Here is a 14,923-nt window from a genome sequence, read left to right as displayed (position 1 = left end):
GGGGCGATCTCCTGGCCGCCCCTACCGCGCCCGACGCCGCTGCCACGCCGAGTGCCCGGCCGTCACCACCGCGATGAGCACCGCCGTGGCGCCGAGCCCGAGCAGGAAGATCGCCCCGTACTGGCCGGCCCCGGCGAGCGGCGCCGTGAGGAAGGTCCCCACCGAGCTGCCGAGGAACAGCGCACAGGCGAACAGGGCCACCGCGGTGGCCCTGGCCGCCGGCGCGACCTCGGTGGCCCAGCCCTGCACCGAGGAGTGCAGGATCGCGTTCGAGGCCCCGACGAGGACCGCGGTGGCGGTGATCGCCGCCGGATTCTGCACGACCGACGACGCCGCATAGCCCACCAGCAGCACCGCCCCGCCCAGGCCCATGAGCCGCGTGCGCGAGAGGCGCTGCACGAGCCGGCGCATGAGCCGGGCGCCCGCAATCACCCCGACGCCGTAGCCGGCGGCGAGCACTCCCGCGAGGGCGATGGGCACGTCCGCGTGCTGCAGTGCCGGCACGAAGTAGGTCAGCACGCCCATGAGCACCGCGCCCTCGAGCACGGCCACCCCGTACACGCCGAGGGCCGCGCCCGAGAACGCCGCGCGGAAGTCGACGGGACCGCGGCGGTGCGTGCCGCCGTCGTGCGCGCGGCGGAGGAGGATCAGGAGGGCGAGGCAGCCGAGGGCGGGCAGCCCGAACACCACCCGCCAATCCGTGTACGCCGCGATGGTGCCGGCGGCGAGGGTGGCCCCGGTGGTGCCGAGGGCCGAGTAGACCTGCAGCTCGGAGAGGCCGCGGGCCTTCGCGACGCCGGTGCGCGTGTCGCCGATGATGGTCAGGAGTGTCGGGTACAGGCACCCGGCCATGAGCCCGGCGGCCGAGCGGGCAACGAGCAGCGGGACGTGCGCGCTGAACAGCGTGCTGGCCACCGCCGCCACGGCCAGGCCGGCCAGGGCCGTGCGGAGCACCGCCACCCGGCCGAACCGGTCGCTGATGAACCCCCACACGGGCTGCCCGAGGGCGTACAGGAGCGAGTAGGCGGCCACCAGTCCCACCGCCTCCGCGAGGGACATGCCGGTCCGGGCCGCGAGGACCACGAGCATCGGGGGAGTGGCGAACCGGTCGAAGAAGGACAGGAAGCCGATGGACATCAGCACCCGGTCCGGGATCCCCTCGGTGGGCAGTGCTGTGGGGGAGTCCTTCGCCGCGGTCACCCGTCCACCCTACTCAGCCGCCCGGCGGGGGCGGGGAGCCGGGAGCGGCTGGGCAGGTGCTTGAATGGGCCCGTGGAGATCAGGTGGCTCGAGGCGTTCGTCGCCGTGGCCGAGGAGCTGCACTTCGGGCGCGCAGCCACGCGGCTGCACATGGCCCAGTCGCCGCTGAGCCAGACCATCCGCAAGCTCGAGAAGGACATGGGCGTGCCGCTGTTCGACCGCAGCACGCGCAGCGTGGCCCTCACCCCCGCCGGCCGCTCCCTGCTGCCGCACGCCTACCGCGCCCTGGACGAGCTCGAGGTCGCCCGGCAGGCCGCCCACGCCTCCGTGGGGACCGTCTACGGGCACCTGACCATGAGCTTCACCGGCGCCATCAACCACCGCACCCTCCCGCGGCTCACCCGGGCGCTGCGCCGCCGCTACCCGGACGTGGTCCTCTCGCTGCAGGGCCGCGTGGTGACGGGCGACGCCGTCGCGCAGCTCATGCAGGGAACGCTCGACCTGGCCTTCGTGGGACTCCCGCTCGACCCGTCCCCGCTCGCCTCCCGCCTGATCGCGCGGGAGGCGCTCGGCGCCGTCGTCCCTGTGGACCACGCCCTCGCCCACCGGCCCTCGCTCGACCTCGCAGAGCTGCGCGGCGAGGACTTCGTCATGATGCCCTCCGGCGGCGGGTCGGACCTCGAGCGCACGGCCACGGCCGCCTGCGTCGCGGCGGGGTTCCGGCCGCGCGTGGTGCAGACGATCGGCGACCCGTTCATGATCCTCACGTTCGTCGCCGCCGGGATGGGCGTGAGCCTCGTGAGCGAGGGCATGAGCGACATCCTGCCGCACGGGGCCGTGTACATCCCGCTCTCCGGCCCGCAGCCCTACCTCCAGCACGGGCTCGCGTGGGCGCCCGCCAACCCCTCGCGCGTGCTGCCGCACGTGCTCGAGGTTGCCGAGCAGGTGCTGCCCACCCCGGCCTGACCCGCGGCGCCCGGTTCCCGGCCACCTGGAATTGGTAGGATCCGGCAGTGAGCGTGAACGCGTCGGTTCCGGCCTATTTCCCTTCCCCCACAGTGAGCGGCTTCCCCCTTGGGCCGCTGACCATCCACTTCTATGCCCTGTGCATCATGCTCGGCATCGCCGTCGCCGTGTGGATCACGGCACGCCGGTGGCGGCAGCGGGGCGGGCGGGCCGGAGAGGCGATCGACATCAGCCTGTGGGCCATTCCGTTCGGGATCGTGGGCGGGCGCATCTACCACGTCATCACCGACCCCGAGCTGTACTTCCTGCCGGGCAGGAACCCCTGGAACGCGTTCGCGATCTGGGACGGCGGGCTCGGCATCTGGGGCGCTGTGGCGCTCGGCGCCGTGGGCGTGTGGATCGGGTGCCGACGCGCGGGCGCCTCCTTCCTGGCGTTCGCGGACGCCGTGGCGCCCGGGGTGCTCGCTGCCCAGGGGATCGGACGGTGGGGCAACTGGTTCAACAACGAGCTCTACGGCGACCCGACCGACCTTCCCTGGGGGCTGCAGATCCACCAGATGGACCTCTCCACGGGCCGTGCGGTCACGGATGCCGCCGGCAACCCCGTCGTGCTCGGCTACTTCCAGCCCACCTTCCTCTACGAGTCGATCTGGTGCCTCGCGACCGCGGCAGCGATCATCTGGCTCGACCGGAAGGTCCGGCTCGGCGCCGGGAGCGTGCTCGCCCTCTACATTGCCGTCTACACGGCCGGGCGGTTCGTCTTCGAGCTCATGCGCTCGGACTACGCGAACCTCATCCTCGGGCTCCGGGTCAACACCTGGGTCTCCGGCCTGCTGTTCGTGGCGGCCGTGATCGCGTTCCTGCTCACGTTCCGGCGCCCGCGCTCGCAGGCCCGGCCCGAGGAGGCCGCGGCCCCCGCCGTGGAGTGACCCTCCAGAATTGTGCGTGATACGCACATAGTCCTAGATCAACTAAGTGTTGGACGCGCCACAATGGGCGCCCCCATGCTGGATGAGCCGCCACCTCCCGTGGGCGGCATCACCCGAAGGGAGCATCCATGTCAGCGTCGACATCCACCGACTCCCGCACGCCGCGCACCCAGAACGCGCGGATTGCGGCCCTGTCCGGTTTCCTGGGCAGCACGCTCGAGTACTACGACTTCTTCATCTTCGGCTCCGCCGCGGCCCTGTTCTTCGGCAAGCTGTTCTTCCCCGACGCCGGCGCGGCCGGGACGCTGCTCTCGTTCGCCACCCTCGGGGTCGCCTACGTCGCCCGCCCGCTCGGCGCCGTCATCTGGGGCCACTTCGGCGACCGGATGGGGCGGAAGAACGTCCTGCTGCTGACCCTCGTGCTCATGGGCGCCTCGACGTTCCTCATCGGCTGCCTCCCCACCTACAGCGCCGTCGGGGGCCTCGCCCCGGCCGCGCTCATCGCGCTGCGCTTCATCCAGGGGCTCTCCGCCGGCGGAGAGTCGCCGGGCTCGAGCTCCCTGACGCTCGAGCACGCGCCGGAGGGCCGCCGGGCCTTCTTCACGAGCTTCACCATGAGCGGGATCCAGTTCGGCATCGTGGTCTCGAGCATCGTGTTCATCCCGGTCACCATGCTCCCGCAGCCGGTCCTCATGTCCTGGGGCTGGCGCATCCCGTTCCTGCTCAGCGCAGTGGTCACGTTCGTCGCCTTCTACCTGCGCCGCCGGCTCGAGGAGCCCGAGCTGTTCGCCGAGATCAAGGAGGACGCCCAGACTGCCGCGGTCCCGCTCGTGGACCTGTTCCGCAACGACTTCCCCAACGTGGTCCGCGTGACCCTCGCCGCCCTCGTGACGATGGTCGGCACCGTCTTCACCGTCTTCGCGCTGACCTACGCGACCGCGGTGGTGAAGCTGGACAAGCCGACCATGCTGGTGGTCATCGCTGTGGCCAATGCCGTCACGGTCTTCACGCAGCCGCTCTTCGCACTCCTGGCAGACAAGATCGGCCGCAAGCCGGTCTTCATCGTCGGCGCCCTGGGCAGCGCCGTCATGGTCTTCGTGTTCTTCGGAGCCCTCTCGACCCGGAGCTGGCCGCTGATCTTCGCCGCCGGGATCGGCCTCACGGGCATCTTCTACGCCATGCCCAACGGCGTCTACCCCGCCTACTTCCCCGAGCTGTTCCCGGCCAGGACGCGCTACTCCGGCATGGCAGTGAGCCTCATGCTCGGCCTCGTCGTGGCCGGCTTCACCCCGGCCATCGGCGCCGCGATCACCGCGGGCAACTCCGCCAACTGGGGCCCCGTGGGCTGGATGACGGTGGCCTTCTGCCTCGTCTCCGCCCTGGCCGTGCTCTCGGCCCGCGAGACGTACCGGGTGCCCAAGGACGAGCTCGGCCGCCGCTCCCGCCGCGCGGACCCGGCCCAGGCGCTCGCCGTCCCGGCCCCTGGAACGGCGGGGAACTGATGGCGCGCAGTGGGCCAGTCCCTGCGGGGCGCCGGTGCCTCGTGATCGGGGCCGCGTCGGGCATCGGCCGCGCGGTGGTCGAGCGCCTCGCCCCTGCCGCGGCGGCCCTGGTCGCCGCCGACCTGCCCGGTGCCCCGCGGCACGGCGCCGACGCCGGCGTGGCCCACGTGGACCTCGACGTCTCCGATCAGGCGTCCGTCGAGGCGGGCGTCGCCAAGGCCCTCGCCGAGACCGGCGGGCGGCTCGACGTCGTCGTCAACACCGCAGGGATCGTCGGCGAGGTCCGTCCGGCGGCCGAGGAGACCGTCGAGTCCTTCGAGCGGATGCTGCGGGTCAACCTCACGGGGGCGTTCCTCGTCTCCCGGGCCGTCCTGCCGCACCTGGCGCGCAGCGGCTCGGGCCGGCTCATCCACTTCGCCTCGACCGCCGGCAAGGAGGGCGTGGCGGGAATGGCCGCCTACTCCGCGAGCAAGGCCGGGCTCATGGGCCTCACCAAGGCCCTGGCCAAGGAGTGCGCGGCCTCGGGCGTCACCGTGAACGCGGTGGCGCCCGGCAAGGTCGCCACGCCCCTCATCCGGGACCTCGCGGTGACGGACGCGGACCTCGCCCGGATCCCGATGGGCCGGCTCGGCACGGCCGAGGAGGCCGCGGCGCTCGTCGAGTACATCGCCTCCCGGGGCGCCTCCTACACCACCGGGTTCGTGTACGACCTCTCCGGCGGCCGCGCCACCTACTGACCCCCACCGACAAGGACCACCATGACCGCCCCCAGCCACCTCATCGGACTCATCGGCGCCAACGTCGCCGGCTCGCTCAGCCCGCTCCTGCACGAGCGCGAGGCCGCCGCCCACGGCCTCCGCTACGCCTACCGCACGCTGGACCTCGACGCGCTCGGCCTCGCGCCCGACGACGCCGGGCAGCTCGCGCGGGACGCCGCCCGGCTCGGCTACACGGGCCTGAACGTGACGCACCCGTGCAAGCAGTCGGTCATCGCCGGCCTCGACGGGCTCTCCGACGACGCGCGGGAGCTGGGGGCGGTCAACACGGTGGTCATCGACACGCACGATCGCGGCCCGCGCCGCGGCGGATCCGGCGCCGCCGCGCGGCTCACCGGCCGCAACACCGACCACACGGGCTTCCGCGCAGCGCTCCTGGAGGGCCTGCCCGGGGCGGCCCTCGGCACGGTGCTGCTCGTCGGCGCGGGCGGGGCCGGCTCGGCCGTGGCCCGCGCCCTCCTCGACGCCGGCGCCGGGACCCTGCTCGTGGCGGACGCCGAGCCCGCCCGCGCCGAGCAGCTCGCTGCCCGCCTCGCCGGGCACCGCGCCGGGAACCCAGCCGCGGCCGACGGCGCGGGGCGGGTCGCCGCCGTCGTCCTCGACGAGGTGCCCACCCGCCTCGCGGGGGCCGACGGCGTGGTCAACGCGACGCCGATCGGCATGGTCGGGCACCCGGGCACCCCCTTCGACGCCTCCGCGCTCACGCCGCGGCACTGGGTGGCCGACGTCGTCTACCGCCCCCTCGAGACCCAGCTCGTGAAGGCCGCCCTGGCCGCCGGGTGCCGCGTGCTCGACGGCGGCTGGATGGCCGTGGCGCAGGCCGCCGACTCGTTCGAGCTCTTCACCGGCCGCCGCGCAGACCGTGCCCGCATGCGCGCCCACTTCCTCGAGCTGGCCGCGCGGGCCGGAACGGAGGTGTCATGAGCGCGCCCTACCGCGTCGGGATCGTGGGCTGCGGAGCCATCAGCCGCAACCACCTCGAGGCGTTCGCCGCGATCCCCGAGGCCGCGGTGGTGGCCGTGTGCGACGTCGACCCGGGCCGCGCCCGCGAGACCGCCGAGCGCTGGGGGATCCCCCACGCGTTCGGCTCGGTCGGGGAGCTGCTGGCCGCCGGCGTCGACCTCGTCTCGGTGTGCACCCCGCACCCCACCCATGAGGCCGTGGTCCTCGCCGCCGCGGCGGCGGGGGCGCACGTCCTCTGCGAGAAGCCGATCGCGATCGACCTCGCCTCCGCCGAGCGGATGGTCGCCGCGTGCGACGCCGCCGGCGTGCGTCTGGGAGTCCTGTTCCAGCGCCGCTTCTGGCCGGCCGCGCAGCGCCTCCGCGCCGCGGTGGACGACGGCACGCTCGGGCGGCCGATCCTCGGCCACGCCTCGGTGCTGCTGCACCGGGAGCCGGAGTACTACAGCGCGGCCGCCTGGCGGGGGACGTGGGCCACCGACGGCGGCGGCGTGCTCATGACCCAGGCCATCCACTACCTCGACCTCCTGCAGTGGCTCATGGGCGAGGTCGTCGAGGTGCACGGCTGCCTCGGCACCTTCACGCACGCGATCGAGGTCGAGGACACCGCCGCCGCCCTGCTCCGCTTCGCCTCCGGGGCGATGGCCACGCTCTCCGCGACGACTGCCGCCGCCCCGAGCCTCGGGGTCAGCATCCGCATCACGGGCGAGACCGGCGCGACCGCCGAGCTCACGGAGTTCCCCGAGGGCACCGACGGCCGGGTGACCATCCTCGCCCGCGGCCGCACCATTGAGTCCCAGCCCGCTCACCCCGCCGGCATCGACCCGGACGTGGACCTGGCCACGATCAACGGCCAGCTCGTCCCGCACCACACCACCCAGATCCGCGACTTCGTCGAGGCCCTCGGCGCCGGCCGCGCGCCCGCCGTCACGGGTCGCGACGCCACCGCGGCCCTGACGATCCTCCTCGCCGTCTACGAGTCCTCCCGCACCGGGCGTCCGGTCCGCCTGGCCCAGCCCGCCGCCGCCCCAGAAGGTGCCTCATGACCCACCATGCCTCCCAGCCGCTCGTCCTGGGCCGCAACGGCCGCCCGGCGCGCACCCTCCGCAACCGGCTCGTGAGCTCCCCGATGGAGCGCAACTACGGCACCACCGACGGTCGCATGACCGCCCAGTACACGGACTACCTCGTGGCCCGCGCCCGGGCAGGCCTCGCCATCGTCACCACCGAGGCCACGTACGTGCGCGCCGACGGCAAGGGCCGCACCCACCAGCTCGGCCTGCACACCGACGCCGTCCTCCCGGGATTCCGGGAGCTCACCGACGCCATCCACGCAGCGGGTGCGCTCGCCGCCGTCGAGATCAACCATGGCGGATGCACCGCGCAGTCCGCGGTGAGCGGGCTCCCGCCCGTCGCGCCCGCCGCGGTTGCGTGCGAGGTCGCAGGCGGCGAGCTGCCCCGGGCGCTCAGCACGCGCGAGTGCCACGAGCTCGTGGACGCCTACGCCCAGGCGGCCCGCCGGGCCGTCGCGGCCGGGTTCGACGCCATCAGCATCCACGGCGGCCACGGCTACCTCGTCCACCAGTTCATGTCCGCCCGCACCAACGGCCGCTCCGACGAGTTCGGCGCCCCGGAGCGGTTCGCCAACCTCGTGATCCGGGCTGTCCGGGCGGCCGCGCCCGAGGCACTCGTCGGGATCCGCCTCTCCGTGCTCGAGGGCGTCCCGGACGGACTCGGCGCCGAGCAGACCCTCGAGGTCGTCTCGCGGCTCGACCTGGCGGCGCTGGACTTCCTGGACCTCTCCGCCGGCTCCTACGAGGCCGGCGAGTGGATCGTGCAGCCGGGGGAGTGGAGGCCCGGCATCCTCGCCGACTACGCCCGCGCCTACCGGCGCTTCGGCCTGCCCCTCGGCCTCGCGGGGCGGCTCAACTCGCCCGAGGCCATCGAGGCGGTGCTCGCCGACGGCGTGTGCGACTTCGTCTCCCTCGGCCGTGCGGTGCACGCCGACCCGGCCTTCGTCCGGGGCGTCCTGGACGGCTCGCCGTACCGGCCGTGCATCGCCTGCAACGTCTGCATCGACAACCTCGGCCTTGGCCAGGTGACGTGCACCGTCAATCCAGCGGTCGGGCGCTCGCGGGTTCCCGTGGCGGCCCCGCGCCTCGTGGCGGCCGACGACGCGGGGCGGCCGGGCGCCGTCGTGCGCCCCGCCCCGCCTCGCACCGTGGTCCTCGGCGCCGGGCCCGCGGGCCTGACCGCCGCGCGCGAGCTCGCCGAGGCCGGTGCGCGCGTCACGTTGCTCGAGGCGGGGGAGCGGATCGGCGGCCAGTTCGCGCTCGCCGCCGGGATGCGCCCAACTCCCGACTTCCACCGCTACCTCGACTGGAACCGCGCCGAGCTCGCGCGCCTCGGGGTCGAGGTGCGCCTCGGCGCCGCCGCGGACGTCCGGGACCTCGCAGGCCTCGCGCAGACGCTCGGCGCCGACGGGATCGTCCTCGCCACCGGCGGGGCCCGCCCCGCACCCGGCTTTCCGGTCACCGGCAGTCGCGCCGAGGCGCCCGACGGCGTGCTCGACGTCCGCGACTGGCTCGCCGCCCGCCCGGGCCTCCTCGACGGCGACCGCCGCGCCGAAGAGGGCGCCTGGCCCGCCGCGGTGACGATCTGGGGCGCCGACTCGGTGGCCCTGTCTGTGGCGGACACCCTCGCGGCCCACGGCACGCGCGTGCTGCTCATCGGGCCCGAGCAGGCCATCGCCCCGGAATCCGGGCGCCGCGCCAAGATCCTCGCCGTCCCGCGGCTCGAGGCCAGTCCGCACGTGCGGATCGTGCTCGACGCGCGCATCATCGAGGCGGTTGCGCCCGGCACGCCGGAAGGCCGCGTCCGCGTCGTCGGGGCCGACGGCGAGCGGTGGCTCGGGGCGCCCGGACCCCTCCTGGTCTCCCGCGGCGTGGTGCCCCTCAGCGCGGCCGTGGACCGGGAGGGCCGCGAGGCCGCGCTCGGGCTCGGCGCGGGCGTTCCGGTGGTGCTTGCCGGGACTGTGGTCGACCAGACCCCGCCCACGGCGTCGAATGCGATCAAGAGCGGGTACGACGCCGCCCAGCGCCTCGCCGCCGCCCTCGCACCCGCCGCATCGCCCACCCCCTCCGCCCCGATCCTCGAAGGAGCATCTGCATGACCGCCGCCCAGACCGCCTCCGCGCCGCGGCGCCCCGTGGGCCTCGCCCAGCTCTCCCTCCTCGGGACCGCCCCGCCCGACCTCGTCCTCGTCGCCGCCGAGGCGGGGTTCGACTTCATCGGCGCCCGCGTCCGTCCCGTGACCTCGGCCGAGCGGCCGTACGACCTGCAGCCCGGCTCGCCGATGCTCGCCCAGACGCTCGCCAACGCCCGCGCCACCGGCGTCCGCCTGGTGGACATCGAATTCCTCCTCATGGACGGAACAAGCGGGGCCCATGGCCAGCGCGACGCCTGGCTGCGCATGTTCGAGGCCGGGCACGCCCTCGGCGCCCGGACTATGACCGTGGCGGGAGCCGATCCCGAGCCTGCCCGGTTCGCCGAGAACCTCGCCCGGATGGCCGAGGACGGACGGGAATTCGGCATCACCCCCACGCTCGAGCCCATCTCCTACCAGCGCATCAGCTCGCTGCCCGCCGCCGCGACGGCCGCCCGGGCCGCCGGCGCCCAGGTCGTCGTCGACACCCTGCACTTCCGCCGCTTCGGCGGCACGCTCGGGGAGCTCGCGGCCATCGCCGACCTCGTCCCGATGCTCCAGCTCTGCGACGCCCCCGCCCAGCGCCCCGGCGACCGCGAGGGCCTCGTCCACGAGTCCCGCGCCGCCCGCCTGGTCCCGGGCGAGGGAGGCCTCGCGCTCGCCGAGATCGTCGCCGCCCTGGCCCCGGCGCTGCCGGTGAGCGTCGAGACGCCGTCACCGCGAGACGTCGAGCGCCTCGGCGCGCTCGGCTGGGCGCGGCGCCTGAAGCAGGGCGCCGACCGCGTGCTCGCGGACGCCGAGGCGCTCGTCCGAGCACGGGCCACCGGGCCTGCCCACCCCACCCGCACCGCACCGAACGGAGCCTCCGCATGACCGCCCCCGCCCCGACATCCTCTGCCGCCCCCGCCGTCCAGACCGACGTCCTCGTCATCGGCTCCGGCGCCGGCGGCCTGTCCGCGGCCGTGACGGCCGCCTACCACGGACTGCGCGTCGTGGTGGTCGAGAAGGCCGAGGTCTGCGGCGGCGCCACGGCATGGTCCGGCGGCTGGGCGTGGACCCCCGGCAACCCGCTCGCGAAGGCCGACGGCGTGGACGAGGATCCCGAGCAGTTCCGCACCTACCTCCGCCACCGGCTCGGAGACCGGTACGACGCCGCCCGCATCGACGCGTTCCTCGAGGCCGTGCCTCACATGGTCGGCTTCTTCGAGGACAGGACGCGGCTGCAGTTCACCCCCGGCGCGAAGATCAGGGACATCTACGGCAAGACCCCCGGCGCGGGGACGGGACACCGCTCCGTCGGCCCGGCGCCGATCAGCGCCCGCCGCCTCTCGCCCCGTGTGCGGAGGCTCCTGCGCGGTCAGCTCTACGAGACCTCGTTCCTCGGCATGGGCATCATGGCCGGCCCGGACCTGACCAGGTTCCTCTCGGCGTCCCAGGGCTCGCTGCAGGGCCTCGCGTACGCGGCCTGGCGGGTGGGGCGGCACATCCTCGACCTCGCGGTGCACCGCAGGGGCATGCACCTGGTGAACGGGATCGCGCTCGTGGGGCGGCTCCTGCAGAGCGCGGAGGACCTCGGCGTCGACGTACGGGTCTCGACCCCCGCCGTCAGGCTCACCACCGACGACTCGGGGCGCGTCACCGGCGCCGTGGTGAGCGGACCGGAAGGACGCTACGAGATCGAGGCCGCGCGCGGCGTCGTGCTCGCGGCCGGCGGATTCCCGAACGATGTGCAGCGGCGCGCCGCGCTGTTCCCCAAGACGCCCACCGGGCGCGAGCACTGGACGCTCGCGCCGAAGGAGGCCGACGGCGACGGGATCACGCTCGGCGAGTCGGTCGGGGCGCAGTTCGTCACCGACGTCGAGTCGCCCGCGGCGTGGTGCCCCGTCTCGCTCGTCCCGTACCGCAGCGGCCGGGTCGGGACCTTCCCGCACATCATGGACCGCGCCAAGCCCGGATCGATCGGCGTGCGCCGGGACGGGAAGCGGTTCGTCAACGAGGCCAACGGCTACTACGACTACGTCTCCGCGCTCGTCGCCGCGACGCCCGAGGGCGAAGCGGTCGAGTCGTGGCAGATCGCCGACTCGCGGTTCGTGCGCAGGTACCCGCTCGGCATGGCCAAGCCGCTTCCCGTGCCCCTGTTCCCGTACCTGCGCTCCGGCTACCTCAAGCGCGGGCGGACGCTCGAGGAGCTCGCCGCGGCGTGCGGCATCGACCCCGCCGGGCTGCGCGAGACGGTCGAGCGGTTCAACGAGGGCGCCCGGCGCGGGGCAGACCCTGAGTTCGAGCGCGGCGAGACCGAGTTCAACCGGTACGGCGGCGACCCCAAGGTCGGGCCGAACCCCTCGCTCGCGCCGATCGAGCAGGGCCCGTTCTACGCGGTCAAGGTGGTGCCCGGCTCGTTCGGGACCTTCGCCGGTCTCGCGGCAGACGGGCGGGCGCGGGTGCTCCGGGCGGACGGCTCCGCTGTCGAGGGGCTGTACGTGGCGGGAAACGACCAGGCCAGCATCATGGGCGGCTTCTACCCGGCCGGAGGGATCAACCTCGGGCCGGCGCTGACCTTCGGGTACGTCGCCGGCCGCGAGCTGGCCCGGGCCGAGCGCTACGAGGACGACGGCGCGGTGCCCGCCGAGCATACCCGGGCCTGACGCCGTCCGCTCCTGCCCAGATTGGCGGGGAGGGCCCGGCGTGGCGGGACAGACGCGCCGGGCCCACGGGTCCGAGCACGTCCAGTCTGAGCAGAACCGTCCGGTGCCCCCTCGGCCCTGGCCCTCAGCCCCGCACTCTCAGCCCCTCAGTCCTCGAACCCCGTGGACGCGCTCACCGACCCCCACGCGGCCACCTCGGCCGCCTGAGCCTCGGCGACCGCCCGGTAGCCGGCGAGGGCGTCCTGACCGAGCAGCAGGAACGCCGGTGTGTGCTCTGCGTCCACCGCGGCGATGATGGCCTCGGCGGCCCTGGCCGGGTCGCCGGCCTGCGTCCCGTGGACGGTGTCGTGCTCCTTGCGCCGCTGCCCGGCGGTCTGGGCGTAGTCCGCGATGGGCTCGGCCGACTGCGTCAGCGAACGGCCCGCGAAGTCCGTCCGGAATGCCCCCGGCTCGACGGCCGTCACCGAGATCCCCAGCGGCGCGAGCTCCTTCTGGGCCGAGCCCGAGATGCCCTCGAGCGCGGCCTTGGTGGCCGAGTAGTAGCCCGAGCCCACCGGGCAGAGCCGGGCGCCGATCGAGGAGATGTTCACGATCGCGCCCGAGCGGCGGGCCCGCATGCCCGGGAGCACGGCCTTCATCAGGGCCACCGGGCCGAACACGTTGGTCGCGAAGAGGCGCGCCACGTCGGCGTCATCGCCCTCCTCCACGGCTGCCCGATAGCCGTAGCCGGCGTTGTTCACGAGCACGTCGATGCGTCCGAAGCGGTCCTGCGCGGCCGCGGCGGCGGAGGCCACCTGCGCAGCGTCGGTGACGTCGAGCGCGAGCGCGAGGGCCGTGTCCGGGTGGGCCTCGACGAGGTCGGCGACCGAGCCGGCGTCGCGCGCGGTGACCACGGCGCGGTCGCCGCGCGCGAGGACCGCCTCGGCGAGGGCGCGGCCCAGTCCGGTGGAGCAGCCGGTGATGAGCCAGACGGGTGAGGCGTCCATGGGTTTCCTTCCGTGGGTCCAGCGGGTAACCACACCAGTCAACGCGCTCGCGGCCGTCGGCGGGAGGCAGGGCCGGTCCTCGGACGGGGAGTGCCTCCCACGGGCCGCGGCGCGGCGTTACATTCAGTGCGGGGCCCTGCGCGAAAGGTTGGACATGCTCGGTCTGGAACTCGTCGTCGCCCTGGGGGCGGCGGTGGTCGTCGCGAGCCTCCTCGCGCCCAGGATCAGGATCACCCAGCCCCTCCTGCTCGTGATCCTCGGCCTCGCGCTCACCCTGGTCCCGGAGTTCCGCGGTGTGGGGCTGCCGCCGGAGACGGTCCTGCTGCTGTTCCTCCCGGCCCTGCTGTACTGGGAGAGCCTCACCACGTCGCTGCGCGAGATCCGCAGGTTCATCCGCGGCATCATCCTCAGCGGGACGCTGCTCGTGGTCCTCACCGCGGCTGCCGTCGCGGCGGTGGCGCACGCGCTCGGGATGGACTGGGGGCCGGCGTGGATCATCGGGGCGGCCCTCGCGCCCACGGACGCAACAGCGGTGGCGGCGATCGCCCACGGGCTCCTCCCGCGCCGGCAGATGACCGTGCTGCACGCCGAGAGCCTCATCAACGACGGCACGGCGCTCGTGGTCTACGGGGTCGCGGTCGGATTCGCCACCGGGTCCGTGGAGATCACCCCGCTCATGGTCACGGGCGAGTTCCTGTACTCGTTCGTGGGCGGCGTGGCGGTGGGCGTCGCCGTCGCGTGGGCCTCGCTGTCCGTGCGCCGGCGCATCGAGAACCCGCTCGCCGGCAACGCCGCGACCCTCCTGACCCCCTTCGTGGCGTACCTCGGGGGCGAGCTCGTCCACGCCTCGGCCGTGCTCGCCGTCGTCTCGTGCGGGCTGTACATCTCCCAGGCCGCGCCGCTCACCATCTCCGCCTACACCCGCCAGCAGACGGCCGCCGTCTGGCGGATCGGCAGCTACCTCCTCAACGGCGCCCTGTTCGTCCTGGTGGGCCTCGCCCTGCCCTCTGCCATGGGCGGAATCCTCGCCGGGCAGTCCGGGCACGGGCAGCCGCTGGGCACCGTCCTGCTCGTGGGCGCGGCGGTGTACGGCACGATCCTCGTCACGCGGCTGGCGGTGCTCGTGGTCTCGGCGTACGTGATCAGGGCCGTGGACCGCCGGCCCCACCAGCGCAAGCTCCGCACCACGAACCGCGCCCGGGTCATGAGCACGACGGCGGGCGTCCGGGGCGCGGTCTCGCTCGCCGTCGCGCTCGCGGTCCCGCAGGACTACCCGGCGCGCGACGTCATCGTGTTCGTCACGGCCTTCGTGGTGGTCGCGTCACTGGCGCTCCAGGGTTCCGTGCTGCCGAGGGTCATCCGGTGGTCCCGCATCCCCGAGGACACGAAGGTCACCGAGGAGATCCTGCTCGCCAAGCGCACGGCCACGGAGGAGGCGTTCAAGGCGCTGCCCGATCTGGCCCGCCAGATCAACGTGGACGACGAGGTGCTCGAGCGCATTCATGCCGAGTACGACGAACATCTGGCGGCGATGACCGCCGGCTTCGACGACGAGGACCACCCGGCCGTGGTGCGTACGCGCCAGTACGCCCGGCTGCGGCTGGCGCTGATCGGCCACAAACGGGCCACGGTGGTGCGCCTGCGGGACGAGAAGACGATCGACGACACGGTGCTGCGCACCATCGAGGGCGAGCTCGACGCCGAGGAGGTGCGCCTGGGCCGCCAGCAGGAGACCGAGTGAGCGCCCCTTCTGAG

The 14,923-nt window shown here is 74.2% G+C and carries 12 protein-coding genes; 10 read left to right on the top strand and 2 right to left on the bottom strand.

Annotation, left to right across the window (positions count from 1 at the left end; all coding sequences use genetic code 11):
- Window positions 1-21: 21 nt before the first annotated feature.
- The gene (locus tag J2W20_RS14985; protein WP_307007493.1) at window positions 22-1,200 is read right to left on the bottom strand and encodes an MFS transporter; all 1,179 of its coding nucleotides are present in this window, start codon (window positions 1,198-1,200) and stop codon (window positions 22-24) included.
- A 72-nt stretch (window positions 1,201-1,272) separates the two neighbouring features.
- Here J2W20_RS14985 and J2W20_RS14980 point away from each other — a divergent pair, with 72 nt between their 5' ends.
- The 9 genes from J2W20_RS14980 to J2W20_RS14940 all read left to right on the top strand — a co-directional run bounded on the left by J2W20_RS14980 (window position 1,273) and on the right by J2W20_RS14940 (window position 12,182).
- Window positions 1,273-2,166, top strand: coding sequence for a LysR family transcriptional regulator (locus J2W20_RS14980; RefSeq protein WP_307007492.1), 894 nt, complete (start codon window positions 1,273-1,275; stop codon window positions 2,164-2,166).
- Window positions 2,167-2,213: 47 nt separating this feature from the next.
- Window positions 2,214-3,095, top strand: a complete 882-nt coding sequence (lgt, locus tag J2W20_RS14975; protein WP_307007491.1) for a prolipoprotein diacylglyceryl transferase — start codon at window positions 2,214-2,216, stop codon at window positions 3,093-3,095.
- Between the two features lie 128 nt (window positions 3,096-3,223).
- Window positions 3,224-4,597 (top strand): MFS transporter, encoded by a 1,374-nt coding sequence (locus J2W20_RS14970; RefSeq protein ID WP_307007490.1) that lies wholly within the window; start codon window positions 3,224-3,226, stop codon window positions 4,595-4,597.
- Window positions 4,597-5,334: an SDR family NAD(P)-dependent oxidoreductase gene (locus J2W20_RS14965; RefSeq protein ID WP_307007489.1), complete on the top strand. Its 738-nt coding sequence runs from the start codon at window positions 4,597-4,599 to the stop codon at window positions 5,332-5,334. Before J2W20_RS14970 ends, J2W20_RS14965 begins: the two co-directional genes overlap by 1 nt.
- A 21-nt stretch (window positions 5,335-5,355) precedes the next feature.
- Window positions 5,356-6,297, top strand: coding sequence for a shikimate dehydrogenase (locus J2W20_RS14960; RefSeq protein WP_307007488.1), 942 nt, complete (start codon window positions 5,356-5,358; stop codon window positions 6,295-6,297).
- Window positions 6,294-7,379 (top strand): Gfo/Idh/MocA family protein, encoded by a 1,086-nt coding sequence (locus J2W20_RS14955; protein ID WP_307007487.1) that lies wholly within the window; start codon window positions 6,294-6,296, stop codon window positions 7,377-7,379. The genes J2W20_RS14960 and J2W20_RS14955 overlap by 4 nt, the downstream gene beginning before the upstream one ends.
- Complete coding sequence (locus J2W20_RS14950) at window positions 7,376-9,505, top strand: FAD-dependent oxidoreductase (protein WP_307007486.1); 2,130 nt, start codon at window positions 7,376-7,378, stop codon at window positions 9,503-9,505. Before J2W20_RS14955 ends, J2W20_RS14950 begins: the two co-directional genes overlap by 4 nt.
- On the top strand, window positions 9,502-10,410 hold the full coding sequence (locus tag J2W20_RS14945) for a sugar phosphate isomerase/epimerase family protein (protein WP_307007485.1): 909 nt from the start codon (window positions 9,502-9,504) through the stop codon (window positions 10,408-10,410). The genes J2W20_RS14950 and J2W20_RS14945 overlap by 4 nt, the downstream gene beginning before the upstream one ends.
- Window positions 10,407-12,182, top strand: a complete 1,776-nt coding sequence (locus J2W20_RS14940) for an FAD-dependent oxidoreductase (protein ID WP_307007484.1) — start codon at window positions 10,407-10,409, stop codon at window positions 12,180-12,182. The genes J2W20_RS14945 and J2W20_RS14940 overlap by 4 nt, the downstream gene beginning before the upstream one ends.
- 146 nt (window positions 12,183-12,328) lie before the next feature.
- Here J2W20_RS14940 and J2W20_RS14935 read toward each other — a convergent pair whose 3' ends face one another.
- The gene (locus J2W20_RS14935; RefSeq protein WP_307007483.1) at window positions 12,329-13,168 is read right to left on the bottom strand and encodes an oxidoreductase; all 840 of its coding nucleotides are present in this window, start codon (window positions 13,166-13,168) and stop codon (window positions 12,329-12,331) included.
- Window positions 13,169-13,322: 154 nt separating this feature from the next.
- On the opposite strand from J2W20_RS14935, the gene J2W20_RS14930 reads away from it, so the two are divergent.
- Window positions 13,323-14,909, top strand: a complete 1,587-nt coding sequence (locus J2W20_RS14930) for a Na+/H+ antiporter (protein WP_307007482.1) — start codon at window positions 13,323-13,325, stop codon at window positions 14,907-14,909.
- Window positions 14,910-14,923 lie beyond the last annotated feature (14 nt).

Origin of the sequence: Sinomonas atrocyanea (genome assembly GCF_030812675.1) — a bacterium.
Classification (GTDB): Bacteria; Actinomycetota; Actinomycetes; order Actinomycetales; family Micrococcaceae; genus Sinomonas; species Sinomonas atrocyanea_B.
Note: the sequence above shows the minus strand (reverse complement) of the source record. Positions and strands in the feature narration are given on the sequence as shown.

Excerpts from the sequence above, each read along its gene's own strand:
- J2W20_RS14970 (WP_307007490.1), top strand. The coding sequence starts at position 3,224 with ATGTCAGCGTCGACATCCACCGACTCCCGCACGCCGCGCACCCAGAAC.
- J2W20_RS14965 (WP_307007489.1), top strand. The coding sequence starts at position 4,597 with ATGGCGCGCAGTGGGCCAGTCCCTGCGGGGCGCCGGTGCCTCGTGATC.
- J2W20_RS14935 (WP_307007483.1), bottom strand. The coding sequence starts at position 13,168 with ATGGACGCCTCACCCGTCTGGCTCATCACCGGCTGCTCCACCGGACTG.
- J2W20_RS14950 (WP_307007486.1), top strand. The coding sequence starts at position 7,376 with ATGACCCACCATGCCTCCCAGCCGCTCGTCCTGGGCCGCAACGGCCGC.
- J2W20_RS14930 (WP_307007482.1), top strand. The coding sequence starts at position 13,323 with ATGCTCGGTCTGGAACTCGTCGTCGCCCTGGGGGCGGCGGTGGTCGTC.
- J2W20_RS14940 (WP_307007484.1), top strand. The coding sequence starts at position 10,407 with ATGACCGCCCCCGCCCCGACATCCTCTGCCGCCCCCGCCGTCCAGACC.
- J2W20_RS14960 (WP_307007488.1), top strand. The coding sequence starts at position 5,356 with ATGACCGCCCCCAGCCACCTCATCGGACTCATCGGCGCCAACGTCGCC.
- J2W20_RS14955 (WP_307007487.1), top strand. The coding sequence starts at position 6,294 with ATGAGCGCGCCCTACCGCGTCGGGATCGTGGGCTGCGGAGCCATCAGC.
- J2W20_RS14945 (WP_307007485.1), top strand. The coding sequence starts at position 9,502 with ATGACCGCCGCCCAGACCGCCTCCGCGCCGCGGCGCCCCGTGGGCCTC.